At 60.2% G+C, this 24792-nt stretch carries 23 protein-coding genes and 1 pseudogene; 9 read left to right on the top strand and 15 right to left on the bottom strand.

Translation table 11 applies throughout. The features are described 5' to 3' along the window. Window positions 1–16 precede the first annotated feature (16 nt). Window positions 17–991, top strand: coding sequence for a zinc-dependent alcohol dehydrogenase family protein (locus C3Y91_RS10130; RefSeq protein WP_024321609.1), 975 nt, complete (start codon window positions 17–19; stop codon window positions 989–991). A gap of 12 nt (window positions 992–1003) precedes the next feature. On the opposite strand, the gene C3Y91_RS10125 is transcribed toward C3Y91_RS10130, so the two are convergent. Then, window positions 1004–1375, bottom strand: coding sequence for a winged helix-turn-helix transcriptional regulator (locus C3Y91_RS10125; protein ID WP_024321608.1), 372 nt, complete (start codon window positions 1373–1375; stop codon window positions 1004–1006). Between the two features lie 137 nt (window positions 1376–1512). Here C3Y91_RS10125 and C3Y91_RS10120 point away from each other — a divergent pair, with 137 nt between their 5' ends. From C3Y91_RS10120 to C3Y91_RS37840, 3 genes and pseudogenes are all read left to right on the top strand, one after another. Beyond that, window positions 1513–1980, top strand: coding sequence for a nuclear transport factor 2 family protein (locus tag C3Y91_RS10120; protein WP_024321607.1), 468 nt, complete (start codon window positions 1513–1515; stop codon window positions 1978–1980). 426 nt (window positions 1981–2406) lie between these two features. Beyond that, window positions 2407–2964, top strand: a complete 558-nt coding sequence (locus C3Y91_RS10110) for a DUF3299 domain-containing protein (RefSeq protein WP_024321605.1) — start codon at window positions 2407–2409, stop codon at window positions 2962–2964. A gap of 23 nt (window positions 2965–2987) precedes the next feature. Continuing rightward, window positions 2988–3104: pseudogene (locus tag C3Y91_RS37840) on the top strand (type II toxin-antitoxin system VapC family toxin); the annotation flags it as partial. 67 nt (window positions 3105–3171) lie between these two features. On the opposite strand, the gene katG reads toward C3Y91_RS37840, so the two are convergent. After that, window positions 3172–5352 (bottom strand): catalase/peroxidase HPI, encoded by a 2181-nt coding sequence (gene katG, locus C3Y91_RS10100; RefSeq protein WP_024321604.1) that lies wholly within the window; start codon window positions 5350–5352, stop codon window positions 3172–3174. 143 nt (window positions 5353–5495) lie between these two features. On the opposite strand from katG, the gene C3Y91_RS10095 reads away from it, so the two are divergent. Further along, window positions 5496–6410 (top strand): hydrogen peroxide-inducible genes activator, encoded by a 915-nt coding sequence (locus tag C3Y91_RS10095; protein ID WP_018071267.1) that lies wholly within the window; start codon window positions 5496–5498, stop codon window positions 6408–6410. Window positions 6411–6431: 21 nt separating this feature from the next. Here C3Y91_RS10095 and panB read toward each other — a convergent pair whose 3' ends face one another. Together panB and panC are read right to left on the bottom strand one after the other, a co-directional pair. Then, complete coding sequence (gene panB, locus C3Y91_RS10090) at window positions 6432–7253, bottom strand: 3-methyl-2-oxobutanoate hydroxymethyltransferase (RefSeq protein WP_024321603.1); 822 nt, start codon at window positions 7251–7253, stop codon at window positions 6432–6434. Continuing rightward, a complete protein-coding gene (gene panC, locus C3Y91_RS10085) occupies window positions 7250–8161 on the bottom strand; it encodes a pantoate--beta-alanine ligase (protein ID WP_024321602.1) in 912 nt (303 codons plus the stop codon). Before panC ends, panB begins: the two co-directional genes overlap by 4 nt. A 278-nt stretch (window positions 8162–8439) precedes the next feature. On the opposite strand from panC, the gene C3Y91_RS10080 reads away from it, so the two are divergent. The 3 genes from C3Y91_RS10080 to C3Y91_RS10070 all read left to right on the top strand — a co-directional run bounded on the left by C3Y91_RS10080 (window position 8440) and on the right by C3Y91_RS10070 (window position 11954). Next, entirely contained in the window at window positions 8440–8913 is a 474-nt protein-coding gene (locus C3Y91_RS10080) for a ProQ/FINO family protein (protein WP_168575277.1), read from the top strand. 238 nt (window positions 8914–9151) lie between these two features. Beyond that, on the top strand, window positions 9152–10138 hold the full coding sequence (locus tag C3Y91_RS10075) for a cytochrome-c peroxidase (protein ID WP_024321600.1): 987 nt from the start codon (window positions 9152–9154) through the stop codon (window positions 10136–10138). A gap of 10 nt (window positions 10139–10148) precedes the next feature. Then, window positions 10149–11954, top strand: coding sequence for a methyl-accepting chemotaxis protein (locus C3Y91_RS10070; RefSeq protein ID WP_024321599.1), 1806 nt, complete (start codon window positions 10149–10151; stop codon window positions 11952–11954). A 107-nt stretch (window positions 11955–12061) separates the two neighbouring features. On the opposite strand, the gene C3Y91_RS10065 is transcribed toward C3Y91_RS10070, so the two are convergent. From C3Y91_RS10065 to C3Y91_RS10040, 6 genes are all read right to left on the bottom strand, one after another. Then, entirely contained in the window at window positions 12062–13123 is a 1062-nt protein-coding gene (locus C3Y91_RS10065) for an ABC transporter ATP-binding protein (RefSeq protein WP_024321598.1), read from the bottom strand. Between the two features lie 22 nt (window positions 13124–13145). Continuing rightward, the gene (locus tag C3Y91_RS10060) at window positions 13146–14000 is read right to left on the bottom strand and encodes a TIM barrel protein (RefSeq protein ID WP_168575276.1); all 855 of its coding nucleotides are present in this window, start codon (window positions 13998–14000) and stop codon (window positions 13146–13148) included. 47 nt (window positions 14001–14047) lie between these two features. After that, on the bottom strand, window positions 14048–15286 hold the full coding sequence (locus C3Y91_RS10055; protein ID WP_024321596.1) for an ROK family transcriptional regulator: 1239 nt from the start codon (window positions 15284–15286) through the stop codon (window positions 14048–14050). 35 nt (window positions 15287–15321) lie between these two features. Then, entirely contained in the window at window positions 15322–16164 is an 843-nt protein-coding gene (locus tag C3Y91_RS10050; RefSeq protein ID WP_018480426.1) for a carbohydrate ABC transporter permease, read from the bottom strand. After that, window positions 16161–17090, bottom strand: a complete 930-nt coding sequence (locus tag C3Y91_RS10045; RefSeq protein WP_018071274.1) for a carbohydrate ABC transporter permease — start codon at window positions 17088–17090, stop codon at window positions 16161–16163. The genes C3Y91_RS10050 and C3Y91_RS10045 overlap by 4 nt, the downstream gene beginning before the upstream one ends. A 70-nt stretch (window positions 17091–17160) precedes the next feature. After that, the gene (locus C3Y91_RS10040) at window positions 17161–18459 is read right to left on the bottom strand and encodes a type 2 periplasmic-binding domain-containing protein (RefSeq protein WP_024321595.1); all 1299 of its coding nucleotides are present in this window, start codon (window positions 18457–18459) and stop codon (window positions 17161–17163) included. Window positions 18460–18829: 370 nt separating this feature from the next. Between C3Y91_RS10040 and C3Y91_RS10035 the strand changes: the two genes are divergently transcribed. Next, on the top strand, window positions 18830–19876 hold the full coding sequence (locus C3Y91_RS10035; protein WP_024321594.1) for a Gfo/Idh/MocA family protein: 1047 nt from the start codon (window positions 18830–18832) through the stop codon (window positions 19874–19876). An 11-nt stretch (window positions 19877–19887) separates the two neighbouring features. Here the strand turns inward: C3Y91_RS10035 and C3Y91_RS10030 are convergent, their stop codons facing one another. The 5 genes from C3Y91_RS10030 to C3Y91_RS10010 form a co-directional block, all read right to left on the bottom strand. Continuing rightward, window positions 19888–21027 carry an ROK family transcriptional regulator gene (locus C3Y91_RS10030; RefSeq protein WP_024321593.1) on the bottom strand — a complete coding sequence of 380 codons (1140 nt, stop codon included), beginning with the start codon at window positions 21025–21027 and terminating at the stop codon, window positions 19888–19890. 229 nt (window positions 21028–21256) lie between these two features. After that, window positions 21257–21445, bottom strand: a complete 189-nt coding sequence (locus C3Y91_RS37835) for a hypothetical protein (RefSeq protein WP_024321592.1) — start codon at window positions 21443–21445, stop codon at window positions 21257–21259. Continuing rightward, complete coding sequence (locus tag C3Y91_RS10020; protein ID WP_164567111.1) at window positions 21357–21542, bottom strand: hypothetical protein; 186 nt, start codon at window positions 21540–21542, stop codon at window positions 21357–21359. Before C3Y91_RS10020 ends, C3Y91_RS37835 begins: the two co-directional genes overlap by 89 nt. A gap of 43 nt (window positions 21543–21585) precedes the next feature. Beyond that, a complete protein-coding gene (locus C3Y91_RS10015; RefSeq protein WP_024321591.1) occupies window positions 21586–23274 on the bottom strand; it encodes a GH32 C-terminal domain-containing protein in 1689 nt (562 codons plus the stop codon). Window positions 23275–23366: 92 nt separating this feature from the next. Further along, on the bottom strand, window positions 23367–24737 hold the full coding sequence (locus tag C3Y91_RS10010) for a NosD domain-containing protein (RefSeq protein ID WP_024321590.1): 1371 nt from the start codon (window positions 24735–24737) through the stop codon (window positions 23367–23369). Window positions 24738–24792: the final 55 nt, after the last annotated feature.

Here is a 24792-nt window from a genome sequence, read left to right as displayed (position 1 = left end):
GTGTGTGGGGGATGCAATGCAATATCAGGCGGTCGTGCGAAAATTCGGCCCGGCTCAAGATGTCGTCGAGCTCGAGCAGGCTGCGCTGCCGCCGCTGCGGCGCGACCAGGTGAGGGTGCGCCTGTTGGCGCGGGCGATCAACCCGTCCGATATCATCACGATATCAGGAGCCTATAGCGGGCGCACGACATTGCCCTTCATTCCGGGCTTCGAAGCGTTCGGCGTGGTCGAACAGTGCGGCGAGGAGGTTCATGGGCTTTCGCCGGGAACACGCGTGCTGCCGGTGCGCAGCGCCGGTGGCTGGCAGGAATTCAAGGATACCGATCCCGGCTGGTGCCTTCGTGTTCCAGACGAGCTCACCGACTTCGAAGCTGCGACGAGCTACGTCAATCCGATGACGGCCTGGCTGATGCTGCATGCCAAGATCGGGCTGAGGCCGGGCATGCGTATTGCCATCAATGCCGCCGCCTCTTCGATCGGAGCGATATTGATCGGTCTCGCCAATGCCGCAGGCGTGGAGCCGGTCGCCATCGTCCGCAGCGAAGGATCGCTTGAGCGCCTGCGCGGCCGGGTCGAGGCTATCATCATCGATAGGGAGGAAAGCCAAAGCGATCTGGCTGCCGGGCTCGCCGGCCGACATGGGCTCGACGCGGTGCTCGATTGTGTCGGAGGCGCGCGCGCCGCCACCCTCGCCGATGCGCTGAAGCCCGGCGGGCATTTCGTGCATTACGGCCTGCTCTCGGGCCAAAGCATTCCGGCTTCCTTCTGGGCCTCCCATCCCGATATCGCCTTTTCCTATTGTCACCTCCGGGAATGGGTTCATTCGCAAGCGATGAGCGACGTCCAGCGGGCCTATTCCGAGATCGCGGCGCAGATCGTTTCGAAAATCATCGCGACCGAGGTGCGGGAGGTATTCCCCCTGGAAAATGTCCGGCAAGCCCTGCACTCCGCTCTTCCCTTTAGAACGGGCGGCAAGGTTCTGCTGGCGTGACGAACATGGTCACTAGGCCTTTTCGTGCCGTCGCCGCGCGCTAGTGATTGCCGGGTGGTTCCGCTCGGCCCATCCGATCAGGATTTTCATGGGGATGAGGAAGGATCGCCCAAGATCCGTCAATTCGTATTCCACACGAGGCGGGACCTCTGGATAGACGGTGCGCCGCACGAAGCCGTCCTGCTCCAGATGTTTCAACGTCTTGGAGAGCATCTGTTTCGAGATGTCGCCGATCTCGCGCATCAGCTCGTTGAAGCGTTTCTTCTCGTCTTCCAGCGCCTCGAGGGTGAGCAGGCTCCATTGATCGCCGATACGATCGAGCACGCCTCTGATCGGGCATCCCGCCCCGGGCTGTTGCTTAGGCTCGTCGGTTTCCTTGGGCATGCTCCGTCCTCGGTCATCCTCGGCTGACCTTGCCACTAAAACCTGCCTTCTTGCTAGGTATGTCGAGGTTTCATAGACCAGCTCTCATAGTCTGCTTTCTAGACTAGATCGCGAATTCATACCAAGGAGGTTGATGCATGACATTCGGGAAATCGCTTTTCGTCCTCGTCATTTTGGCGAGTGTCGCCGCGCCGGCCGGCGCTTTTGCTGAATCCGCCTCGCGGGATTTGAAGGTCGAGGAAGCCAACCGGAAGCTGGTGGTGGAATTCTACGACAGGTTCTTCAACAAGCACGATATCGAGGCCGCCGCGGTCGTCGCCGACGACTACCGGCAGCACAATCCTCAAGTTCCAGACGGGAAGAAGCCTTTGATTTCCTTCTTCAGCGGCTTCTTCAAGGACAATGCCCAGTCGCGAGCCCAGATCGTCCGCAGCGCCGCCGATGGCGATCTGGTCTGGTTGCATGTGCACGCGACGAATGGCGCAGGCGATCTTGGCCAGGCGATCGTCGATATATTCCGCGTCAAGGACGGCAAGATCGTCGAGCACTGGGACGTGATCCAGGCCGTTCCGAAAGAGGCGGCAAACAAGAATACGATGTTCTGAGTTGGGTGGGCCGGCTTCCCAGCTGGCCCCACTATCGGCGTTACACGCCTGGTTCAGCCGTCTCTCTCGTTGCTGCCGATTTCCGCCGCACTGCTCGGTCAACATTTGCCGATGGCCTAGCGCCCATACGCCAAGATGGCTGGTGCCATAATCGATCCGAGGACGCTCCGATTTCGGCGTTGCCAGCCCGTGTTTGGCGAGTTCCAGGGTCAGAATAAGGGTTTCGAGAAGGTTGAACTTGTGATCTCACCGCCTGTGGGGGAGATGGCCGGCAGGGCAGAGGGGGTGGCCATGGCACACCCTCTCCCTGCTCTCTGCAAGCCCTGAGTAGTCCGCGCCCCAAGCTTTGACGGCCAAGCGGGATCGGGAGTAGCATCCACGCGGTAGCGGCAAGGTGGTCAAAGCGGCCGGCCCGGTGGAGATGCAATGAAACACAAACTTTTCCTCCTGACGCTCGCGGCGCTGGCATTTTGTTCCGCATGGCCCATTTCCAACGCCTTCGCTGCGGCCCAGCCTATCTTCTGGAGAGCTTTGCGGCCGGCCGATCAGGCCAAAGCGAAAGTGCCGTTGTCGGGCACGGCGGTGAGCGGCCCACAGGGCGAAACACTCGCCTGGCATGGGGAGGCGCATCCGATCGAATTGACGGGCTTCGTTCTGCCGATCGACCAGGAAGGCGATCTTGTCTACGAATTCATGCTGGTGCCTTGGGCCGGAGCCTGCAGCCACATGCCGTCCCCTCCGCCCAACCAACTGGTTCGTGTCGTTCCGGAAGAGCCTTTGCACCTGGCAAGAATGTACGAGACCGTCAGCGTGACGGGTACTCTGCGGCCCGGCCTGGATCAGGCGCAATTCTTCATGATCGACGGTGACCGCGTCCTCACCTACGGCTACAGCATAAACCATGCCGAGGTAGCGACAGTAACGGCGACGACTGATCCCGATCTGCTGTCACTTTCGCCTTTCGGCATTCTGCCTCGCCAGTAGAAGGCGCAGAGACGGCAACTGTCGATATTCTGATCGCCGCTCAGGCCAAGACCCGGGAGCTGGTTCTCGTCACTAACAATGTCGGGGAATTCCGCCGCGTCGACGGTCTGCGTGTCGAGGACTGGACGGTCGGGCGGTAAGTCCGGTCTCCGATGAAAAAATGCCCGGGCGCAGCTGAAACTGCGCGCCCGGGCAAAATGCTGCCGGTCAGACGAGGTCGAAACGATCGGCGTTCATGACCTTGTTCCAGGCGGCGACGAAATCCTTGACGAACTTCTGCTTGGCGTCGGACTGGCCGTAGACTTCGGCAAAGGCGCGAAGCTGCGAGTGCGAGCCGAAGATCAGGTCGACGCGGGTGCCGGTCCACTTGACTTCGTTCGTGTTGCGGTCGCGCCCTTCGTAAACGCCTTCCTTGCCGGTGACGGGCGACCACTGCGTGGCCATGTCGAGCAGGTTGACGAAGAAGTCGTTCGTCAGCGTTTCCGGACGGGACGTGAAGACGCCATGTTCGGGCGCGCCGGCCTTCAGCACACGCAGGCCGCCGACGAGAACGGTCATTTCAGGTCCGGTCAGCGTCAGCAACTGGGCGCGGTCGACGAGCGCTTCTTCCGGCTTCATGAACTGCCGGCCGCCGATATAGTTGCGGAAACCATCGGCGCGGGGTTTCAGCGCCGCGAAGGAATGCGCGTCGGTCTGCGCCTCGGCGGCGTCCGTGCGGCCCGGCGTGAACGGCACGCCGACGGCATGACCGCCGGCCGCTGCCGCCTTTTCCACACCGGCTGCACCGGCCAGAACGATCAGGTCGGCCAGCGAGATCTTCTTAGCGCCAGTCTGGGCAGCGTTGAAGTCCTTCTGGATGCCTTCGAGAACGCCGAGCACCTTGGCGAGTTGCGCCGGCTGGTTGACTTCCCAGTCCTTCTGCGGGGCAAGGCGGATACGCGCGCCATTGGCGCCGCCACGCTTGTCGGAGCCGCGGAAGGTCGAGGCGGACGCCCAGGCCGTCGAGACCAGTTCCTGTACGGTGAGGCCGGTTGCCAGCACCTTTGCCTTGAGGTCGGCGATGTCCCTGTCGTCGACGAGCGGATGATCGACGGCCGGGATCACATCCTGCCAGATCAGGTCTTCGGCCGGAACCTCCGGACCGAGGTAGCGCACCTTCGGTCCCATGTCGCGGTGAGTCAGCTTGAACCATGCGCGGGCGAAGGCATCGGCGAACTCGGCAGGGTTTTCGAGGAAGCGGCGCGAGATCTTCCCGTAGACAGGATCAAAACGCAGCGCCAGGTCGCTGGTCAGCATGGTCGGAAGATGCTTTTTCGACGCATCATAAGCATCCGGGATGGAGGCTTCAGCGTTCTTTGCGCTCCACTGATGCGCGCCGCCCGGGCTCTTGGTCAGCTCCCATTCGAAAGCGAACAGGTTTTCGAAGAAGTAGTTGCTCCACTGGGTCGGCGTCTGGGTCCAGGTCACTTCGAGGCCGCTGCCGATGGCATCGCGACCGACGCCGGTGTTGAACTTGCTGGTCCAGCCCAGGCCCTGAGCTTCGAGCTCGCCGCCTTCCGGGTCGACGCCGACAAACGACGGATCGCCAGCGCCATGGGTCTTGCCGAAAGTATGCCCGCCGGCGATCAGCGCCACGGTTTCTTCGTCGTTCATCGCCATACGGGCGAAGGTTTCACGGATGTCGCGGGCGGATGCCAGCGGATCCGGAGTGCCGTTCGGGCCTTCCGGGTTGACATAGATAAGGCCCATCTGCACGGCGCCAAGCGGCTCTGCCAGTTCGCGTTCACCACTGTAGCGTTCGTCACCCAGCCAGGTTCCCTCAGGACCCCAGTAGAGTTCTTCCGGCTCCCAGACGTCGGCGCGGCCGCCGGCGAAACCGAAGGTCTTGAAACCCATGGATTCGAGCGCGACGTTGCCGGTGAGGATCAACAGGTCAGCCCAGGAGATCCTGTTGCCGTATTTCTGCTTGATCGGCCACAGCAGGCGGCGGGCCTTGTCGAGGTTCACGTTGTCAGGCCAGCTGTTGAGCGGTGCAAAACGCTGCTGGCCCTGGCCGGCGCCACCACGGCCGTCGGTAATGCGGTATGTGCCGGCGCTGTGCCAGGCCATGCGGATGAACAGGCCGCCATAATGACCGAAATCGGCCGGCCACCAGTCCTGCGAATCCGTCATCAAGGCGTGAAGATCCTTCTTCAGGCCGTCGAGATCGAGCTTTTTGAACTCCTCGGCATAGTCGAAGGCCTGGCCGAGCGGATCGGCGCGGCCGGAATTCTGGTGAAGAATCTGCACGTTCAGCTGGTCCGGCCACCAGTCGCGATTGGATCTGCTGCGAGGCGTATTACCGTGTGCAACAGGACATTTGCCTGCGCTGTCAGTGGGGTTGTCCATGATCGTCTCCTTCATTGCTTGATCTGTCTGCGGTCCAAAAAGATGAGCCGAGCTGGTGCCCCACTCTCTCCCTGCAGTCTTCATATCGGAAGCGCTTCATAAATTTAAGTTGGATTTACTGATCGTTGCGATAAGCTGAGGTTATGAAGAACCTTACCCTGAAACAGCTACGCTATTTTGAAGCACTGGCAAGAGATGGCCGCTTCCGACGCGCTGCCGACGCCTGTGCAATCTCCCAGCCGGCATTGTCAATGCAGATCAAAGAACTTGAGCAAGAATTGGGCGGTGAGCTTTTTGAGCGCAACGCGCGTGAGGTGAAACTGACCGCCTTCGGTCAGACCGTGGCTCTCAGGATCCGCGATATCCTGCGTGGCGTGGACGAGCTTGCGGAGCTGGCGCGGGCCGCGCGTGATCCCTTCCTGACGCGGCTGCGCATCGGCATCATCCCGACGATTGCACCCTATCTGTTGCCGGCGATCATCAATGACCTGAACAAGAGCTTCGCGGGTATCCAGATCGAAGTGCGCGAAACGCAGACGTCGAAGCTGGTTCAGGAGCTGGCACAAGGCCAGCTGGACACGGCAATTGTTGCTTTGCCCGTGTCGGAACCCTCCCTGGCAGAACTCGAGCTCTTCAAGGAAGAGTTCGTGCTGGTCCGGCGCCCCGAAGACGAGGGCAAGCCCGTACCCGAACGCGAGGCGCTGCGCGAAATGCGGCTGCTGCTGCTCGAGGAAGGTCACTGCTTTCGCGATCAGGCCTTGTCATTCTGCAAGATAGGGCAGGCCCGCCCCCGGGAGGTCATGGAAGGCAGCTCTTTATCCACCCTGGTCCAGATGGTCAGCGCCGGGATCGGCATCACCTTGATCCCGGAGATGGCCGTTCCGGTGGAAACGCGCTCGGCCCATGTTTCGATCTCCCGTTTCCAGTCTCCGCAGCCGTCGCGAACGATCGGCATGATCTGGCGCAATTCGACGCCGATGGCCAAACAGCTCCAGCAGGTTTCAGAGGCGGTTCGCCGGTCGGCCGAAACCATGCGCGAACAGTATATCGCGCGGTGATGGACCTGACATCGCCTCGCCTCAGGATCGCCGCTTGAACGTATGCTCCGCTGCCGGAAACTGTCGCGATCGGACCTCTTCGGCATAAGCCGCAGCGGCGGCCGAAATCCTCTTGCCGAGTTCGTCGTAGCGCTTGACGAAACGCGGGGTGAAATCGTTGAAGAGCCCCAGAATGTCGTCGGAAACCAGAACCTGGCCGTCGCAGGCGGAAGAAGCGCCGATACCGATGGTCGGGATGTGCATGGCGGCCGTCACCTCGCGGGCGAGCGGCTCCACCGTGCCCTCGATGACGACGGCAAAGGCGCCCGAGCCGCCGATGGCATGGGCATCACGCCGGATCTTCGACGTCTCGTGTTCGGAATGGCCGACGGAACGATAACCGCCTGCGGTATGAACCTGCTGCGGCATCAGGCCGATATGCCCCATAACCGGGATTCCCCGCTTGGTCAGAAAAGCGATGGTCTCGGCCATCTCCTCGCCCCCCTCCAGCTTGACGGCATCGCAACCGGTTTCCTGCAGGACGCGCACAGCATTGCGGAAGGCAATCTCCTTGGATTCCTGATAGGTGCCGAACGGCATGTCGACGACGACGCAGGCCTTGCCGACGCCGCGCATCACCGCCTTGCCGTGTGCGATCATCATATCGAGCGTGACGCCGATGGTGCTCTCCATGCCGTAGAGCACCATACCGAGCGAATCCCCGACCAGCAGGAGGTCGCAATGCTCATCGAGCAGCCGCGCCATCGGCGTCGTATAGGCGGTCAGGCAGACGATCGGCTTGCCGCCCTTCATGGCTGAAATGCGGGCTGGCGTAAGGCGCTTCTGAATTCCGGCCGCACTCATCTGGTCACTCCTTTTCCCGGCAGACCCCGGCCGCTGATGACTCTCTTGTCACCGATAACTTGATTGTGACTGACGACCCTGTTGTCCAGCAGCCGTGTCGAGCCGACCCGAACGAAGAGCGCCACGACGACAGGGTCTGCGATCGACGTGACCTTCTGCAGCGTCGAGGCATCCCTGACGGCGACGACCTCGGGCTTTGCCAGAGGCTGGCGACCAAGAAACGCCGTGAGCTTTGCCTCGAGTTCCACCGGATCGGTCAGGCCGCCGGCGACCAGACGCTCGGCCTCGTCAAGGGTCTGAGGGACAATCACCGCGGCACGCCGCTCCGCCTCGCTGAGATAGACGTTGCGCGACGACAATGCGAGGCCGTCGCTATCCCTGACCGTCGGCACTGATTTCACGCGCACCGGCACGGCCAGATCGTCCACCATGCGCTTGATGATGACGACCTGCTGGTAATCCTTCTCTCCGAAATAGGCGGTTTGCGGCTGCACGATGTTGAAAAGCTTGCAGACGACAGTGGCGACGCCGGCAAAATGCCCAGGCCGTACCGCGCCCTCGAGTTCGCACCCGAGATCGGGAACGTCGACGAGGGTCAGCATCGGGCGCGGATACATGTCCTCGACGCCAGGTGAAAAAAGGAAGTTGACGCCGGCTTGCCTCAGCATGGCGGCATCGCGTTCCAGATCGCGCGGATATTTGCTGAGGTCTTCCGCCGGGCTAAACTGCAGCGGATTGACGAAAATCGAGACGACGACGATGTCATTCTCGGCGCGAGCGCGCGAGACGAGCTCCATATGACCGGCATGAAGATAGCCCATCGTCGGAACGAGGCCGACGGTCCGCCCTTGCCGCCTCAGCGCATCGAGCGTGTGGCGCAGCTCGTCAATGCTCGAGAAAACCCGCATATATCCTCCCCTGGACCGGTCACTCCATCTTGGGCGCGGATATGAAGTGTAATCGATGCGGCAGGTCAATGCATATTCCTCGATAAAAACGATTAGATGCAACGGCAGCCGGTGACGCCAGGCCATATCAGCTCCCGCAAAATGGCTTTTCGCCACTCGGCTCCTGTTCCACGTCTCACCTGCTTGCAGTGGAACCGACGATGTGCGACTTCCGTTACTCGCCCTGTCCGTCAAGATACCATCACAGTCGGTCGCTATGGACGTTACATGGAGGACTCATGGACAAGCCCTGGAAGATCAGCCGCGGACCGATTGCGGCAACCGAGCTCGACGTGGAGAAGGCAAACGCGATCAATGTGGTGTTGATCCGGCCGGTCGGCGTCCTTCCGGCCAAGGCGGGAGATTCGGTCCTTCCTTTTGCCGTCGGCCTTTTCAATGAACTCCGCCCGCTCCTGAAGCCCGATGCCGGCGTCACGACACTGCGGCGGGCGACCGCGGCCTATGTCCACTGCCGACGCTACTATTTCGCCAGCGCCCAGCCCGATTCCATGCGCCATGGCCTTGACGGCGAACCCGTCGAACCACTGTCGCCCGAAGACCGGCTGGTCGCGCAAAAACGCTTCCTGAGCCTCAAGCAGAACACCGGCAAGACAGATGCATCCGAGCAGACGGCAACAGTTCCCGCTCCCCTGTTGAGCAAAAGCGAACAGATCCGCGCAGCCCTCCTCGGCAAAAGGAACGCCGCCAGCTAGAGCAGAATGACATCAGCGTCTCATATCCGGCTTGCAGTCATTGCGCGTTCTTGCGTAGTGCGACCGTCTTTCACGAGGTCGACGTAATAGTATCGTTTCGCAGCGAATAGCATCTGCGCGCAACGTCGGACTGCTTAAACCTTCGCATTAGCCTCAAGTATGTTTGCTTTACATACCTTTAATGCAATTACGCTAATTTTAGCATCAACCAGAAACCCAGTCCGGGCTTGCTAGAACGATGCGTTTCCTGATTGCAGCTTCCTTAATCGCATTGGCCGTCGTCCAGCCTGGCGCGGCCGCCGATCTTTCCGCGTATAAGCGGCCACTGACAGTTCCGTTCGAGGGCGTTACAGTCTACTCCCCCCAGTTGGCGACGCTCGGCAAGATGCTGTTCTTCGATCCGCGGCTTTCCGGCAACAAGAACATGACCTGCGCCAGCTGTCATAACCCTTCCTTCGGCTTCGAGACACCGGTGACGACGCCGATCGGCGCGGCCAATACCGCGCTTGCGCGCCAGGCGCCGACCGTTCTGAACGTTGCCTGGGTCACGCCCTTCTTCTGGGACGGCCGCGCGCCGAACCTGGAGGAGCAGGCGGCAGGCCCGATCACTGCTGCCGCCGAAATGAACGGCAAGCTCGACACCGCCGTGACCGAAATGCAGGGTATACCTGATTACAAGAAGTGGTTCGACGAGGTATTCCCTGACAAGGGCGTCACCAAGGAGACGATGCTAACGGCGATCGCCACCTATGAGCGGACGGTGGTTTCCAATTGGTCGCCCTTCGACCGGTGGGTGGACGGCGACGAGAAGGCGGTCTCCGACGGCGCCAAGCGGGGCTTCGAGCTGTTCACCGGCACCGCCGGCTGCTCCTCCTGCCATACGGGCTGGAACTTCACCGACAACAAGTTCCACGACATCGGCCTGCCGGGCGACGATATCGGCCGCTACAAGATCGATGCGAGCAGCGCGGACAATAAATATGCCTTCAAGACGCCCGGCCTGCGCAACACGCTCTACCGTGGCCCTTATATGCATAACGGCAGCCTGAAGAGCATGGACGAGGTGATCGTCCATTATGAAAGCGGCGGCGTCAGCCGTCCGTCGCTCGATAAGGCGATGTCGCCCTTCTTGCTGACGGACCAGGAGAGCAAGGATCTGATCGCCTTTCTCGGAACCCTGACCGCCGAAAAGCAAGACATCCCCCTGCCGACGCTGCCGAACTGAGGTGCTGGCAATGAAACTCTCCATACGCATGCAGATTCTCGTGCCCATGGTGGCTACGATCATCGTCGGCTTCGGCAGCGCATTCCTGATCGGCTATCAGGCGATCGTCGGCCAGACCCAGGTCGCCGCGGTGGTGCAGGAAGCGGTGAACGCCAAGATGGTCTCCGCCCATATCGAACGGCAGTTCAAGGATGCGACCTCCGTCGTGGACCGGGTGCTTTCGATGACGAATTTCGTCCCGGCGGCCGAGGTCAAGGCCGGGTTCGATGAGAGCAATGGAGCGCTGGTGCAGTCGCTCGATGAGCTCGGCCGCGTCGATCTCGCCGGTTCGCTGACCGAGGGCGTGCAGTCACTCCGCCAGGCCCATGATGTCTGGGAAAAGGACGTCAGGATCAGTCTCGGGCTGCAGCAGGCAGACGAGGTCCCGACAGCCGAAAAGCTGGCGCGCTCGCAGCAGGCGATCCTGACCGGGATTGTCGCCGTCAACGCGATCGTCGATAAAATAGCAACCGAGAGCGTCGCCGCCGCCGGCAGCGCCCTGGAATCGAAAATCGAAACCGAATTGGCATTGGCGGGCATTGCCGCGCTCGTCGGCCTCGGCATTCTCATCGCCATCGCCCGGCATGTGTCACGCCCGATCCAGCGCATCACCCAATCCATGCAGGAACTCGCAGCCGGCGAGACGGACAAGGCAATCCCCTACGCAGGGCGCCGCGACGAAATCGGCCTGATGGCCGGTTCGGTCGAAGTCTTCCGCCAGAACGCCATCGCCCGCGCCGAGCTCGAAAGCGAGGCCGAGGAGAACCGTCGCCTGGCAGAAGCAAACCGGCTGGCGGACCAGGAGCAGGCGGAGCGGAGCGCGGCGGAACGGTTGACGATCGCCACGTCAGGCCTTGCCGCCGGGCTGAAGCGCCTCGCCCAGGGCGATCTCGCCTTCCAGCTGTCGGACGCGTTCGCGCCGGAATTCGAACCGCTCAGGCATGATTTCAACGCCTCCGTCAAGCAACTCGGCGATACGCTCCTTTCCGTTTCCGAAAGCGTATCGATCATCAATTCAGGCACTCGCGAGATCAGCAACGGCTCCAACGAACTCTCCGGCCGCACCGAACGGCAGGCTGCGACGCTCGAACAGACTGCCGCGGCGCTGAACGCCGTAACCGCCAAGGTCACGGAAGCTTTCGAGATCGCCAAAGAGGCCCGCAGCGTCGCCGACAATGCCAATCGCAGCGCCATGGCGTCAGGCAAGGTGGTGGCCCAGACAGTCGAGGCGATGGATCAGATCCAGGAATCGTCCAAGCAGATCAACAACATCATCAGCGTCATCGATCAGATTGCCTTCCAGACCAATTTGCTGGCGCTCAATGCCGGCGTCGAGGCTGCCCGCGCCGGCGAAGCCGGCAAGGGTTTCGCCGTCGTCGCCCATGAAGTGCGCGAACTCGCGCAACGCTCGGCCCAGGCCGCCAAGGAGATCAAGGACCTGATCGGGCGGGCATCCGCCAACGTCGCCAGCGGCGTCGAACTGGTCAGCCACACCGGCGCAGCGCTTGGTGACATCGGCCGCTTCATCGCCGATATCAATCAGCGCATGGAAGCGCTGGCGGCCTCGGCGCGTGAACAGGCGACGAATCTGTCGGAGGTCAATTCGGCCATGGGCCAGCTCGACCAGGTGACCCAGCAGAACGCCTCGATGGTGGAGGAAACCACAGCCGCCAGCGTCACGCTCGCCAGCGAGGCCGAGCGCCTGCGCGAACTGGTCACGCAGTTCGAATTGGGCAGGGCGCAAGCCAACACCCGGACATATCGCGACGCGGCCTGAGCGGAGCCTGAAAACGGCCGGTGCAGGACTGAGAGCTTTCGGGGCCGGGGGCGCGGAAAACGCGCCCCCGGCTGGCGCCGGCCGAAGGGGAGGGGCAATCGGCCGGGTCAGTTCAACGGGGTTTCGCCTGAGGTGATCCGCTGCTCGTTTCCGGCAAACAGGTGAACCGCATCATGGATTGGTGCAATCCTCAGCACCTCGCCGGGGGCGGCCCTGATCCGTTCCCTGAAGACGCAGGTGAGCGTCTGCGTTCCCAGCCGGACGATGACGAGCGTTTCCGAACCCGTCGGCTCGACGACCACGGTCGTTACCTCGATGCCGCCCGGGTCCAACCGGATATGCTCGGGACGAATGCCGTAGATCACGGCTTCAGGCGGACGGCGCTCGCTCGGCAGGAGCAGGCCGTCGGCGGTTCGAAACCCGTCTTCCGTCATGTTGCCGCTGATGAAATTCATCGCCGGGGAGCCGATGAAGCCGGCGACGAAAAGGTTGTTCGGACGATCGTATAATTCCAGCGGAGAGCCCGACTGCTCGATCAGGCCGTCCTTCATGACGACGATCTTGTCGGCCATGGTCATGGCTTCGATCTGGTCGTGGGTGACATAGATGGTGGTCGTCTGCAGCCGTTGATGCAGTTCCTTGATCTCGGAGCGCATCTGGACCCTGAGCTTGGCATCGAGGTTCGACAGGGGCTCGTCGAAGAGGAAGACGGCCGGGTCGCGCACGATTGCCCGCCCCATCGCCACGCGCTGTCTCTGGCCGCCCGACAGTTGCTTGGGATATCTCTCCAGGAGACTTTCGAGACCAAGGATCTTCGCGGCGTTGCCGACCCGCTGATCGATCTCCGTCCGCGGCATTCGTTTCAGCCGCAACGAAAAGCCCATATTCTTCGCAACGGTCATGTGCGGATAGAGCGCATAATTCTGGAACACCATGGCGATGTCCCGGTCCTTGGGCGCAAGCTCGTTGACGATATGCTTGCCGATCTGGATCTGCCCTGAGGTGATACCCTCGAGGCCGGCAATCATCCGCAAAAGCGTGGATTTGCCGCAGCCCGAGGGACCGACCAGAACGACGAACTCGCCGTCGCCAATGTCGACCGATACGCCTTTGATGGCTTTGAACGCGCCGTAATCCTTGCGCGCATTGTTGACCGAAACATGGGCCATTGCCGTCCTCCCGAAATTGCCATCAAAGTCCGCTCAGGACATTTCTCAAATAATCGAGGCCGAGGCGCTCGCCGTCTTTGCGCGCGGCTAAGTCCTTGCCCGGCCAGCCATAGGCGGCATCCTCGTGTTCGATCGACAGCGTGCCGTCGAAGCCAGCCCCGCTGGCCTGGCGCAGAAACCTCGGCCAATCGATGAGGCCGAGCCCGGGCAGCTTGTATTGCCACCAGCCCTTGCCGTGATAGCCGACAGCCTGCAGGCTCTCCGCATTGATTGCCGTGTCCTTGGCGTGAAGGATGGCGATGCGATCCTTCACCGCCTCCATCGCCTGATAGGGATCGACGCCGATGCGAATGAGGTGCGAGGGATCGAATTCCAGGCCGAAGCGGGGGTTCTCGATCCTTTGAAAAAGCTCCTGCCATCCTTTCGGCGTCGTACCGATGAAATTGTCCTTCGGACCCGGCCAGTTCTCGATTGCGAAGGTGAGGCCAAAGGGCTGCGTCTCAGCGATCAGGCCGTTGGCGAAATCGGCGAAGTCATCGTAGTTGGCTTCGTCGCTTGCGGTGTCGTCCCGGCCCGGGAAGATCACGAAGATCGGGACGCCCGCTTCACCGATCGCGCCGGCAAATTCGGCGGTCCTTTCCCGAAGTGCCTTTCGTTTTGCCCGGTCGGCATCGAGTTGATTGCCGAAATAGGTAATTGACGACACGAAGAGGTCGCGGCTGCGTGCGAGCGCGACGGCGGCCTCCACACGATCCGGCGTCTTGATATGGCCGCCGACATCGATCTCGATGGCGTCGAAACCGGCCGATGCGGCGAAATCCACCACCTCCTCCAGGGGGCGATCGTTGAATGTCGAGGTGTAAAAGCCGATCTTCACCAAAATCCTCCCATCTTCACCAAAATCCGTGGGCCTTGCCGGCCGTTTCAACTGTTCAGGCGATCCATGTTCTTGAGTGGCGAACGTGTGCGTTGAGCCGCGTCCGCCGATGCGAGCATGAGGGCTGCTGCCATCGGCATGACCGCCGCCCCCATGGCAGAGGCATCCTCTCCGAGCGAGGCGCGATGAAGCGAGGGGAGGTTGGTGTCCTCGGCATCGAGATGCTCGTGCACATAGCGCAGCAACTCGTCGACGATGCGGATCGGCAATCTGCCGCCGACGAGGACGGCGTCGGGGTCGACGACCATGCCGATATGCTTGACGGCGACGGCCAGATGCGCGCTCATTTCCTTCAGCCATTGCGACACGAGGCGCCTGCCATGCGCATCCAGCGTCAGGAGATCGTGCGGAACACTCACCTCGACGCCATGCCGCGCAAGAAAATCATAGAGGAAGAACAGCGAGAATATCTCGCCGAGAAGCTGGACCTTATGGGCCTTCCCGTCCCCGCCATCGGCAATCGGAAGCCAGCCAATTTCACCGCTGAGGCCCATGGCGCCACGATGACCGTTGCCGTCGAGCACGAGGCCGCCGCCCGGGCATGGATTGATGGCGATGTAGAAGAAGCTGCTACTTTCAGCACCCAGTCCATAATCGAGTTCGGCAAGGGCTGCGGCATTGGCTTCGTTTTCGATGAAGACGGGATGCTGCGTCAGGTTCTCCAGTGCGGCGCGCACATCGAATGCCGTCCATTCCTCATAAGCCTCGGGCTTGCCGAGGAGCGAAATCTCGCCAAGCCAATCCGGCATCGCCAGACCGATGCCGGCCAGGCGCGCGTCGTCGATGAGCCGGCTGCGCTGGAAATGCGAAATCGCATCGGCCGTGAGCTGCAGGAATTCCGCCGGCAGGATGAAACGTTTCTCATGATGCACACGGGCGCGGACATTGCCGACGGCATCGACGGCCAGGATCGTCAGATGGTCGCGATCGATGTTGATGCCGATGGCAAAGCAGGCATCCGGATTGATTTCGAGTTCGATCGCCGGCTGGCCTCTCAGCCCATGCCGTCGGCGGGCTTCCATGATCAGGCCCTCATCCAGCAGGCGATCGACGATCCGGGCGATCGCCGGTTTGGTAAAACCCGTCCGCCTGGCGATTTCGGCGCGCGAAATCGGCGCCTGGCGATGGATGCAGCGCAGGACGACGGCCCTGTTGTGCTCACCTGCATCTTCGACATTGGCGCCGGTCAGATCCGGGGACAGCCTGGCGCCGAGTGTCTGGTTCATGCCCGAAATCCTTCCTTGCGCATCGGCTGAACCGCTCATCCCTTGACGGCGCCACTGGTCATCGCACCGAGGATCAGCCGCTGGAGCGACAGGAAGGCGACGATCGCCGGAACGACCGCGATCAGGCAGGCGGCGGCAAGCAGTTGGATGGACGAGTCGGTCTGCATGCCGCGGAAGTTAAAGATCCCGACGCCGATCGGCATCAGATCATTTTTCGTGAGCAACAGAAAAGGCACCAGAAATTGCGACCAGCCGGCAATCACCGTGATGATGAAGACCGAGGCTATGCCCGGCGCCGATAATGGCAGAATGATGCGCCAGAAGACGGAAAACCTGTTGCAGCCATCGATCATGGCCGCCTCGTCGAGGCTGCGCGGAATGCCGTCGACCGTGCTCTTCAGGAGCCATGTCGCCAGCGGAACGCCCAGCGCGATATAGACCATGACGACGGCAAAATGCGTATCCAGCAGGCCGAGGCGGTTCATGTAGCGGTAGAGCGGCACCATAATGACGAGCGGCGAGATCATCTGGAAAAGCAGCAGCCCCATCATCGACAGGCCCTTGCCCCGGAATTGAAATCGGGAAAAGGCGTATGCCGCGGGCAGTGCGACGATGAGGACGCCCAGTCCGCTGAGGGCGGCAAGCTTGAGGCCGTTCCAGAGATAGATCGGAAAGTAGCTGTTGTTCAAAACGGTGATGAAATTGTCGATGGTGGGATTGTTTGGGATATACCGCGCCGCGCCGCGATAGATCTCGCGCTTGTCGCGCATCGCCATCGACAGGAGATAGGTGAGGGGGCCGGCGAAGAATACGAACATTACCAGCATGAACAGATAGCTCATGGCATCGCCGAGCCGCGTTCCGGTCCGTCCGCTCATTGCTCTTCCTCCTTCGGCAGGAACGACGCGTAGACGAAGGCAAGCCCGAGGCTGATGATCAGCATGAGCACGGAGAGCACGCTGCCGCCGGACAGGTCGTAGTTTCTAAAGACGATATTGAAGACGTAGAGCGAGATGACCTCGGTCGCACGCCCCGGACCGCCGCCCGTCAGCGTGATGATCGCATCGAAGGTATTCACCGTCTGGATCGTAATGAGGATCATGTTGACGAGGATCGCCGCGCGCAGCTGCGGAAGCGTGACGAAGAAAAACTGCTGTGATGCCGTCGCACCGTCGACCTCGGCCGCTTCATAGAGCGAGGGATCGATCGACTTCAGCGCCGCATACATGACGACCATCGAAAATGCGGTGCCGCGCCATATGTTGGAAATGAGGGTGGACCACGGCGCAATAGCAGGATCCGAGAGCCAGGCGACAACAGGCATGTGCATCAGCCTCAGAATGCTGTTCAGCGCACCATAAGGCGCTTCGGAAAAGAGCATCTGCCAGATGATGCCGCCGGCAATTCCCGGAACGACCCAGGCAACCAGCGCCGTCGTCCTCAGAATTGTGGTGCCGAACAGGCCGCGCTTTTCGCCGCGGATGACCACGACAGCGACCGCAAGGCCCAAGATCTGCTGACCGATGACGCTGCCGCCGACGAAGATCAGGGTCGCCCATAAAATGTCGGGCAGCTGCGGCGAGCTCAACGCATTGGTGATCGACCCCAGCGTATAATCCTGATTGTCGCCGATCAGCGTGGCATTGGTGAATGAAAGCCTGAAAACGTCGATGACGGGGTAAAGGTAGAAGATGCCGATGACGACGATCACGGGCATGATCCAGGGCAGGGGCGCACCGGCGAAACGGCGCATGAACGTTCTGCTTTGAGGCGGGCTGTCAGCCTCGATGGCAATGGGGCTCATTGGCTTCTCTGTGCGGGGTTTCGCAATGTCGACGGCGCCTGGCGGGCAGGCGCCGTCACGGTCGGAAGCACTAGAGACGCTTGTAAGCCTCCAGCGCCGCATTGAAGGCGGCATTCAAAGCGTCTTCCGGCTTTTTCGTCCCCGAAAGCACGTCGCCCATCATGATCTGGATCTGGTTCGAGATTTCGGGATAGATCGGTACACCCGGGCGTGCCTGTCCGTCGACCAGAGCCTTGGCGAAGGTCTTGTTGGCTTCGGTGGAGAAGACCTCATATTTGTCGAACAGTGATTTCCTGGTCGGCAACTGCTGCTGCAGCGCGTTAGCCGGTCCCATATAGACCTCGCGTGCGAGGTTGGCGCACATCTCGACCTTGTCCTTGTCCTTGCTGAAGGAGGCGATCGTCCAGCCGCCGGTGCCGGTCGAACGCTGATCGGCGCTGGGGCCGGGGATCGGCGAGAAGGTCCAATTGTTGAACTCGTCCTCGTCGAGCGTGGCCTTCAGCTGCGCATATTGCCAGTTGCCGCCGATGAAGAGCGCCGTCGTCGCCGCTGCGGCCGCAGCATTCATATCGTCGTAATTCGCGATCGTGCTGACGCGCTTGGGCGCGGCACCGGAATCGACGAGATCCTTGAAATAATTCAGCGCCTTCAGGAATTTCTCCTTGTTTTCGCCTTCGCCGAATACCGGCTTGCCCGAGTCGTCGACGAGCTTGCCGCCCAGCGCCCAATAATTCGCGAGCCAGTCGAATGTCGTCCCTTCCCAGCGCCCGCCGTTGAAGAGAACGCCTTCCATGCCTTCCTTGGTGGAGGCGAGCGCGGCCTTTTTCAGGTCGTCCCATGTCTGCGGCGCATCGGCAACGATCGACTTGTTGCGGTAGAGCACACGAAGGTCCGTATCCCACCACCAGGCGCGGACCGTCTGGTCCTTATCGGTGATGCCGCTGCGGATGAAGGGGAACAGGTCGTCCACTTCTTCCTTCGAAAAATATGGCGTGAAGTCCGCAAGCACATGATTGACCATGAACTGCGAGAGGACGAAGGAGTCGACAGCAGCGCAGTCAGGCGCGTTGCCGGCCTTGGCCTGCTCCAGCATCTTGGCCTGTTCCGTGCCGATGTCCGAGGACATGAATTGCATCTGCAATTTCCAGTCCGGATGCTTCTTGATGAAATCGACGAAGAGCTTCTGATAGCCCTCGGCGATCGCCGGATCCGAATTGTTGGGACTGTCGTTCGTCAGACGGACGACGAGGGATTTTGGCGCATCGGCAAGGCCGATCCTGTCCTTCGTGGCAAGTTCCTGGGCAAATGAAACGGATGCTGAAAATAACATAGTGCTCAGCGCAAATGCGCTGACGGTGGCGCTCTTCATGATGGGTCTCCTCCCCATTTTGAACGGATACAGCCTGGCGGTCAGTTGACCTCTCCTCATTTCCGTGCTGCATTAATTAGATTAAGTTACTTTGATTTGATGTCAAGCCACAGCTTGGGAGGCCAGAACCTGGGAGGTTGAGATGCTGGCGACAATCAACAGCAGCTAGCGCACAGTTTCCGAAAATCGAGATCGATTTTCGGAAAAGGATCTGCGCCGTGAAAGTGATGGAGCGTCCTGTGGGACGCGCGGCGCATCCACCGCAATTTTCCTGAAGAAGAGCACGAGGCAATCGCGGATGGCTGCGATGGTGCGAGTGCGGTTTTGCCCGGCTGAACTGCCGCGGGACGTTAATTCCATGGAGGATAAGATGCGTTTACTCATTCTCGGTACCGGCGGAATGGCCAATCAGCATGCCGCCAACTTCAAGGCGATCGAAGGCGTCAGCGTTGTGGGCGGCGTCGATGTCGTCCCGGAAAGGCTCGCGGCCTTCTGCACCGAACATGGCATCGCCAACCATTTCACGACCCTCGAGGATGCTCTCGCCTGGGGCGAGTTCGACGCGGTGGCAAATGTCACGCCGGACCGCGTTCACCACCCGACGACGCTGCAGGCCATCGCCGCCGGCAAGCACGTCTTCTGCGAAAAGCCGCTCGCCACCGATGCGGTCAAGGCCATGGAGATGACCGAGGCCATCGAGCGATCGGGCAAGGTCGGCATGGTCAATTTCACCTATCGCAATTCGCCTGCCCTTCAGAAAGGCCGGCAGATGGTGCTTGCCGGCGAAATCGGGGAGATCAGGCATGTCGAGGCCTCCCATCTTCAAAGCTGGCTGGTCGGTCGCCATTGGGGCGACTGGAAAACCGAAAGCAAATGGCTGTGGCGGCTGAGCAAGAAGCACGGATCCAACGGCGCGCTCGGCGATATCGGAATTCATATCGTCGATTTTGCATCATACGGTTCCGGGCTCGACGTTGCTCACGTTTTCGCGCGGCTGAAGACCTTCGACAAGGCGCCGGGCCACAAGATCGGCGAATATGATCTCGATGCCAATGACAGCTTTACGATGAATGTCGATTTCTTCGGCGGGGCGATCGGGACGATCCAGGCGACGCGCACGGCGGCCGGACAGATGGATCAGCTGCGCCTCAGGGTCTATGGCGAAACCGGCTCGATCGAGATGATCTACGATACCGGAAAATCGACGCTTCGCGCCTGTCTAGGCGAAGACGTGCACACGGCAACCTGGCGTGACGTCCCCTTCGAGCCGGTCGAGACGAACTACCAGCGTTTCGTCCAGGCCGTGCGGGCCGGCAGGACCCAGGAACCTTCGTTCCGGCGGGCGGCCAATATCCAGAAAATCCTGGACAAGGCCCTGGCCTCCGATCTCAGCCACACCGATGAAGCCCTCGTCTGAGGCAACATGCATCATGCCGAGGCAGGCGGCAGCAGCAAAGTGTTGAGGAAGGGCAGGAGTGCTGCACCGAGCGCAACGCCGCCGCCGCTGAAGCTCGCGGGTTTCATCGGAGAAATCCAGGGCGTCAGCAACGGCCTCGTGGAGGTATCGCGCCGCTCGATGGAAAGCTGATGGATCAGCGCTTCGATCACGCCCTGCGGCAGGTCGCTGCCGATCATGACGACGCTAGGGGCAAGGAACCCGGCCATGGCGATGATCGGGTCGAGCAGATGGCCGGCGGCTTCCCGTATCCATTGCGACAGTGACGGTGAGGAGAATTCTTCGCCCTTCAGCAGGCGGGTGAAGTCCTGCTCGCCGATCCGTGATCGCAGCGACTCGAAGCCGACGACGGTGTTCAATTGGACATTGTCCGGGCCGGTCAGCATTTCGCCGATGCTGCCCGCCCGGCCATGCACGCCGGAATAGGGAATACCGCGAATGAGAAAGCCGGCCTGAACGTCGTCGTCGATGATGATCATCGCAAGTCCGCCTTCCCGGCCGGAGCTGCCGATCGTGCGTTCGGCGAGAAGGCTCGCCGTGCACTCGTTCTCGACATAGGGTCGCGCGATCGTCGACATCGCGCCGATCTGATTGCTTTGATCCTCCGTCCAGTCGTTGGCGGCGATCCCAAGGCCGATGATCGGCAAGGCGGCGTGGCGATCGACCATATCCCTGACGGCCGCATGCAGCACGCCGACTTTGTCAGCGGGGACCAGCTCGATATAGACCCGGTCATGGACCTGGCCACTCAGATCGATGAGCACGGCCTCGCCACGCATTTGTCGAAGCTTGACGCCGATCGAGAACGCGCCTTCCGGGCGCAAGGCAAACTCGGTAGCGGTGGCCCCTCCGCCAACGCCATTGCGACGGTTGGAGGTGACGAGCTTCTCCTCGGCCAATCGGCGGAGAATATTGGTAATGCCGGGGCCGGTCAGGCCGCAATGCCGGCCAAGCTCCATCCGCGTCAGCGGGCCATGGCGGCGGATGGCTTCCAGGATGACGCGAATATTTCGATCGGCAATTTCACCGGACCGCAGACCGACCATTTTTGCGCGCGGGGCGCCCATGTCCTGGGTTTGAAGCCGACGCGGCCCTGACCGAAGATACCGCATGACTGTCTTTCCTAAAGCACCACCTCGGTTGTGTACTTCATCCTCGGGCTATGGGAAAGCCGGGCTTAGCAGCCGCTTTTTGGGCTGAACGTCCTATCAATCGGGATCAGGGCCATCACGACGCTGACGAAGCGCGGGGGGCGAATGCCGCAAAATGCGTCAACAGATCGTCGAAACTACACGAGATCGTCGAAACTACACGGCAATCGGAGCTTCACTCTATCGGTCGCTAATAGCTGCAAGGATGATCGTTGCCGAATCCATCGCGGCAGGCAGGTCTGAGCGAATAGTCGGCGCCGGTATATCCAACCGAGCCGGTTTGCATCGAGTCATTCGAGGTCGTCGCGCAGGATGACGACGATACGGCAACCACGATGACGGCTGTCGCGGCTGTCAATAATTTGCGGACTTGAAGCATCCCACCCTCCCCAGCGCTGCCTGAAATCTGCGATATCAGTGCAATTCTCGGTCAAATAGGGCCGGCGGAAGTGTCGATAACTGTTGTTGTCGATCAAGATCTCGTTATTCCGTGAAGGCCCAAGCGTTTCATTCAATAGCTCATCTCGCGGCAGCACAGCAGCGTTTCACATCCCTTTCCAGCACCCGCGTTGAAGCGGACGATGAGATTTCCAGGTAATCGGGGTTGATGTTCGCGTAGCCGCGACGGGTTCCACAAACAGTTCCGCCATCGGCGAAGATCTCGACGATTCCACGGTCATGAAACAGACGAAGGTCCTTTCCGTCGCCAAGCTCCGCCACGTAATGGATCGAGCCGTCGTCCTGGGCGAGCCGGATCGAGAGGATACCGCCAGCGACGCCCACCTCGAAGGCAAGTTCGCCGCCCTGCGTCGCAACGACCTTGCTGCCTTCCAGGGCTCCGGAAAGGCGGATTTCAATGGGAGCCATCGGTAGCGAGAATTTGCCGCTTTGGTCCTCGACGATAGGGTCAGCGGCAAAGTGATCGTCGACTTCGATCGTCGGCAGCATGCGCAGCCTCTTCCTGTCTTCACTCAAACTTAGAACACGTGGTAGGGACATCTCCCCGGAATAGGCTGAGCCCTCGGGCTTGCGATATTCCCAATTGAAAAGCCAGGCAAAGGCGATCTGGCGCCCTCCCGCTTCGAAACTCTGCATCGCATAATAATCGGTGCCGAAATCCAGCAATTGCAGTTCCGGCATGTCGGGTACGAAGCAGTCGTCGATAAACTCGCCGATCAGGGCATAAAGGAGATTGTGGCGCCGTGTTCGTGGCTCGACATGGCCAACAAAACCCATCACCAGAACCCACTTTTCCTCCAGCCGAAAGAAATCCGGGCATTCCACCGCACGCGCGCCTTCTTGGCGGAAATTAGCCGGTGCACGGTAGAGCGGCCTGAGATATTGCCAATCGAGGCCATCGGCGGAGCCGAACAACAACACCGCGGGATCGCCTTCGATCGATGCGCCGAGTATCATGCGATAGGCGTTGGCTGTGTCATCCCACCAAACTTTTGGATCGCGGAAGTCGTGCTCGACACCGTCGGGACGCTCTTCCAACACCGTCACAATGCCTTCCGCCTTGATCATCAGCCGATCTGGGCGAGCTATTTTCTGAATTTCCCGATAGCCTTCGAAAAGGTCATAGGCGGGCAGGCGCTCGGTGTAAAAGAACATCAAACTTCCATCTCGATCCCGAAAGGCATTGCCGGAGAATGCGCCTCCTGTGGCGCCGAGACGCCACAGGTTCTGTTCTGGATGCAGAAATACCGGCATGTGAAGCCAATTGACCAGATCGCGGCTGGTCGCATGTCCCCAGTGCATCGGTCCCCAATCACTGCCGCTCGGATGGAATTGATAAAAAAGGTGCCATAGCTCGTCGATCTTGCAGAGACCTACGGGGTCGTTCATCCAATGCCGGATTGGCGAGAAATGAAGCGCAGGACGATCCGGATCGGACCGAAGCCAATCTTCAATTTCCGCGCCGGTGCGTTGAAGGATCCCTTTTTCCAAGAATTCAAACACTGTTATACCGGTCTCGTTCACGGTTTGAGGCTGATACCCATAGGCCCACAGAACAGCGTCCGGCGCATTGGTGACAATGGTGACCTCGCAAGCTTCCCTGTGGTGATATTTGAAAAACTCCGGATGGATGGCAAATGACCGAACCTGCCAAACCGTTTTCCCGTCAATGTCGATACGAAAAAAGCCGTCGCCCGCGGCCCAAAATTCCAAGCAGTACCCAGAGGGTAGGAACAGGTTTTGCTTCATCAACGGGTCATCTTCCCGGTCCGTTTGGTTCGCCATGAACACAACTCCGAATAGTCACTGGATTTTCGACCGACGGCCTAGCTATGCTCGATCTAGTGAAACTCTGCCGACGATTGCCCGGGAACTGGAGTGCCCCTGAAAGCATTCGCTGTTCTGTCCATCTCGACCTGTTCGACACTGCCTGAATCCAGAACTGTATTCCGCACCGAACCCCTTTGCACCCGTACTGCCGTTACCTCGAGCGCCTTCAAATTGTCCGTTGAAAGCAATGCGCCCACTTGCGTTGAAAAACAGGCGCTGTTTGGTGCGTCGTTGATCTGCGACATTTCGGTTGTGGCCACGATGTGATTATTGGCGATGTAGTTGCCGCTGCCGGAAACGACATTGATGATCACAGGCTTTGCGGCGAGAGGCTTGATATATTGAGTATCCATCGTTTCTGAAATGTGGTTGGCGATGACCGAATTGTTGCTGCCATCAATGTGCAAGAGTCCGAACAGGTCATCCAGGCCGTTATCGTACTTCTGCATGGGCGCCCACGGCTCGCGATCTCGCAGAAAGTGATTTGAGGAGACCAGGTTTTCGCAGCAATTCGCAGCAAAAACCAGCATTCCGGGATAGAAGGAATGGAATCTGTTTCCTGTAATCGAGGAACGCACGACGCCGGAAAAATAGACGCTGCTGGCGCCTCGGGGGAAGACGTTGTTTGACGAGACCAGGATGCCGCCGTAATTTTCAGCGTAGACGGAATGTCCCCTATATCCGGCTCCGACAAAATTATTCGCTATCCTCGAGGCCTGGCCCATACCTTTCAATTCGATACAGTTGCCGCACTCTGCAATGAAATTATTGTCTATCGCCAGCGCATCCGCGTCATAAACAGTCACTCCATGTTCCAGATAGATGAGGCCCATCCCTGTTATTCGGAATGAGTCATTGGCGCTGCCCACATAGATTCCCGTTTTGCCATTCCTGTAGGAATTTTCCGCATCATTCTGCCCCGAACCGTCGTCCATGAAGTGCAGGCCATCGATGCAAAAATCTGCAAACTCCACAGAGCTTATGCGAGGATTGCCGGTGCGCTTGACATAAAACGCGGCTCCGGCAGCCTCGCCGGCGGCGTGCGGAGACATGTCCACACGTATGCGACTTCCGCCCGGCCACACTTCGCGCCACTGTGCAAGCTCGTCTGCAGGTGTGTTGAAACGGATGCTCGAAGACGTAAAGCCATGTCCTGAGCCGACAATCTTCAGATAGCTCACGTCTATCACGACCTGGGTGACAAGACGATAATCGCCTGGCGGAATATAGATCACTGCTCCAGGCTTCCCGCCGTCATTCTGGTCGGAAACCGCTTGCCTGCTTTTAATATCTGCAATGATGCTATTGATGACCGATCCAATATCCTCATAGGGGTTGCCTAAGGGATATTGTGTTACGTCGTAAAAGTTTTCACTTAACATTACTAATGTCTCCTCGGCCATTTCCTACTCCACAGCGAGAGTAGGCCGATGTTCT

This window comes from Rhizobium ruizarguesonis (assembly GCF_012349115.1).
GTDB classification, from domain to species: domain Bacteria; phylum Pseudomonadota; class Alphaproteobacteria; order Rhizobiales; family Rhizobiaceae; genus Rhizobium; species Rhizobium ruizarguesonis.
The sequence above is the reverse complement of the archived record's forward strand: the minus strand, read 5'-3'. Positions and strand labels throughout refer to the sequence as shown.

What these genes read in the sequence shown, in the direction of transcription:
- panB (WP_024321603.1), bottom strand. Translation starts at nt 7,253, where the DNA reads ATGAGTGCGGCCGGAATTCAGAAGCGCCTTACGCCAGCCCGCATTTCA.
- C3Y91_RS10110 (WP_024321605.1), top strand. Translation starts at nt 2,407, where the DNA reads ATGAAACACAAACTTTTCCTCCTGACGCTCGCGGCGCTGGCATTTTGT.
- C3Y91_RS10130 (WP_024321609.1), top strand. Translation starts at nt 17, where the DNA reads ATGCAATATCAGGCGGTCGTGCGAAAATTCGGCCCGGCTCAAGATGTC.
- C3Y91_RS10075 (WP_024321600.1), top strand. Translation starts at nt 9,152, where the DNA reads ATGCGTTTCCTGATTGCAGCTTCCTTAATCGCATTGGCCGTCGTCCAG.
- katG (WP_024321604.1), bottom strand. Translation starts at nt 5,352, where the DNA reads ATGGACAACCCCACTGACAGCGCAGGCAAATGTCCTGTTGCACACGGT.
- C3Y91_RS10065 (WP_024321598.1), bottom strand. Translation starts at nt 13,123, where the DNA reads ATGGCCCATGTTTCGGTCAACAATGCGCGCAAGGATTACGGCGCGTTC.
- C3Y91_RS10035 (WP_024321594.1), top strand. Translation starts at nt 18,830, where the DNA reads ATGCGTTTACTCATTCTCGGTACCGGCGGAATGGCCAATCAGCATGCC.
- C3Y91_RS10080 (WP_168575277.1), top strand. Translation starts at nt 8,440, where the DNA reads ATGGACAAGCCCTGGAAGATCAGCCGCGGACCGATTGCGGCAACCGAG.
- C3Y91_RS10055 (WP_024321596.1), bottom strand. Translation starts at nt 15,286, where the DNA reads ATGAACCAGACACTCGGCGCCAGGCTGTCCCCGGATCTGACCGGCGCC.
- C3Y91_RS10070 (WP_024321599.1), top strand. Translation starts at nt 10,149, where the DNA reads ATGAAACTCTCCATACGCATGCAGATTCTCGTGCCCATGGTGGCTACG.
- C3Y91_RS10050 (WP_018480426.1), bottom strand. Translation starts at nt 16,164, where the DNA reads ATGAGCGGACGGACCGGAACGCGGCTCGGCGATGCCATGAGCTATCTG.
- C3Y91_RS10010 (WP_024321590.1), bottom strand. Translation starts at nt 24,737, where the DNA reads ATGTTAAGTGAAAACTTTTACGACGTAACACAATATCCCTTAGGCAAC.
- C3Y91_RS10120 (WP_024321607.1), top strand. Translation starts at nt 1,513, where the DNA reads ATGACATTCGGGAAATCGCTTTTCGTCCTCGTCATTTTGGCGAGTGTC.
- C3Y91_RS10015 (WP_024321591.1), bottom strand. Translation starts at nt 23,274, where the DNA reads ATGAAGCAAAACCTGTTCCTACCCTCTGGGTACTGCTTGGAATTTTGG.
- panC (WP_024321602.1), bottom strand. Translation starts at nt 8,161, where the DNA reads ATGCGGGTTTTCTCGAGCATTGACGAGCTGCGCCACACGCTCGATGCG.
- C3Y91_RS10095 (WP_018071267.1), top strand. Translation starts at nt 5,496, where the DNA reads ATGAAGAACCTTACCCTGAAACAGCTACGCTATTTTGAAGCACTGGCA.
- C3Y91_RS10040 (WP_024321595.1), bottom strand. Translation starts at nt 18,459, where the DNA reads ATGAAGAGCGCCACCGTCAGCGCATTTGCGCTGAGCACTATGTTATTT.
- C3Y91_RS10045 (WP_018071274.1), bottom strand. Translation starts at nt 17,090, where the DNA reads ATGAGCCCCATTGCCATCGAGGCTGACAGCCCGCCTCAAAGCAGAACG.
- C3Y91_RS37835 (WP_024321592.1), bottom strand. Translation starts at nt 21,445, where the DNA reads ATGCTTCAAGTCCGCAAATTATTGACAGCCGCGACAGCCGTCATCGTG.
- C3Y91_RS10125 (WP_024321608.1), bottom strand. Translation starts at nt 1,375, where the DNA reads ATGCCCAAGGAAACCGACGAGCCTAAGCAACAGCCCGGGGCGGGATGC.
- C3Y91_RS10030 (WP_024321593.1), bottom strand. Translation starts at nt 21,027, where the DNA reads ATGCGGTATCTTCGGTCAGGGCCGCGTCGGCTTCAAACCCAGGACATG.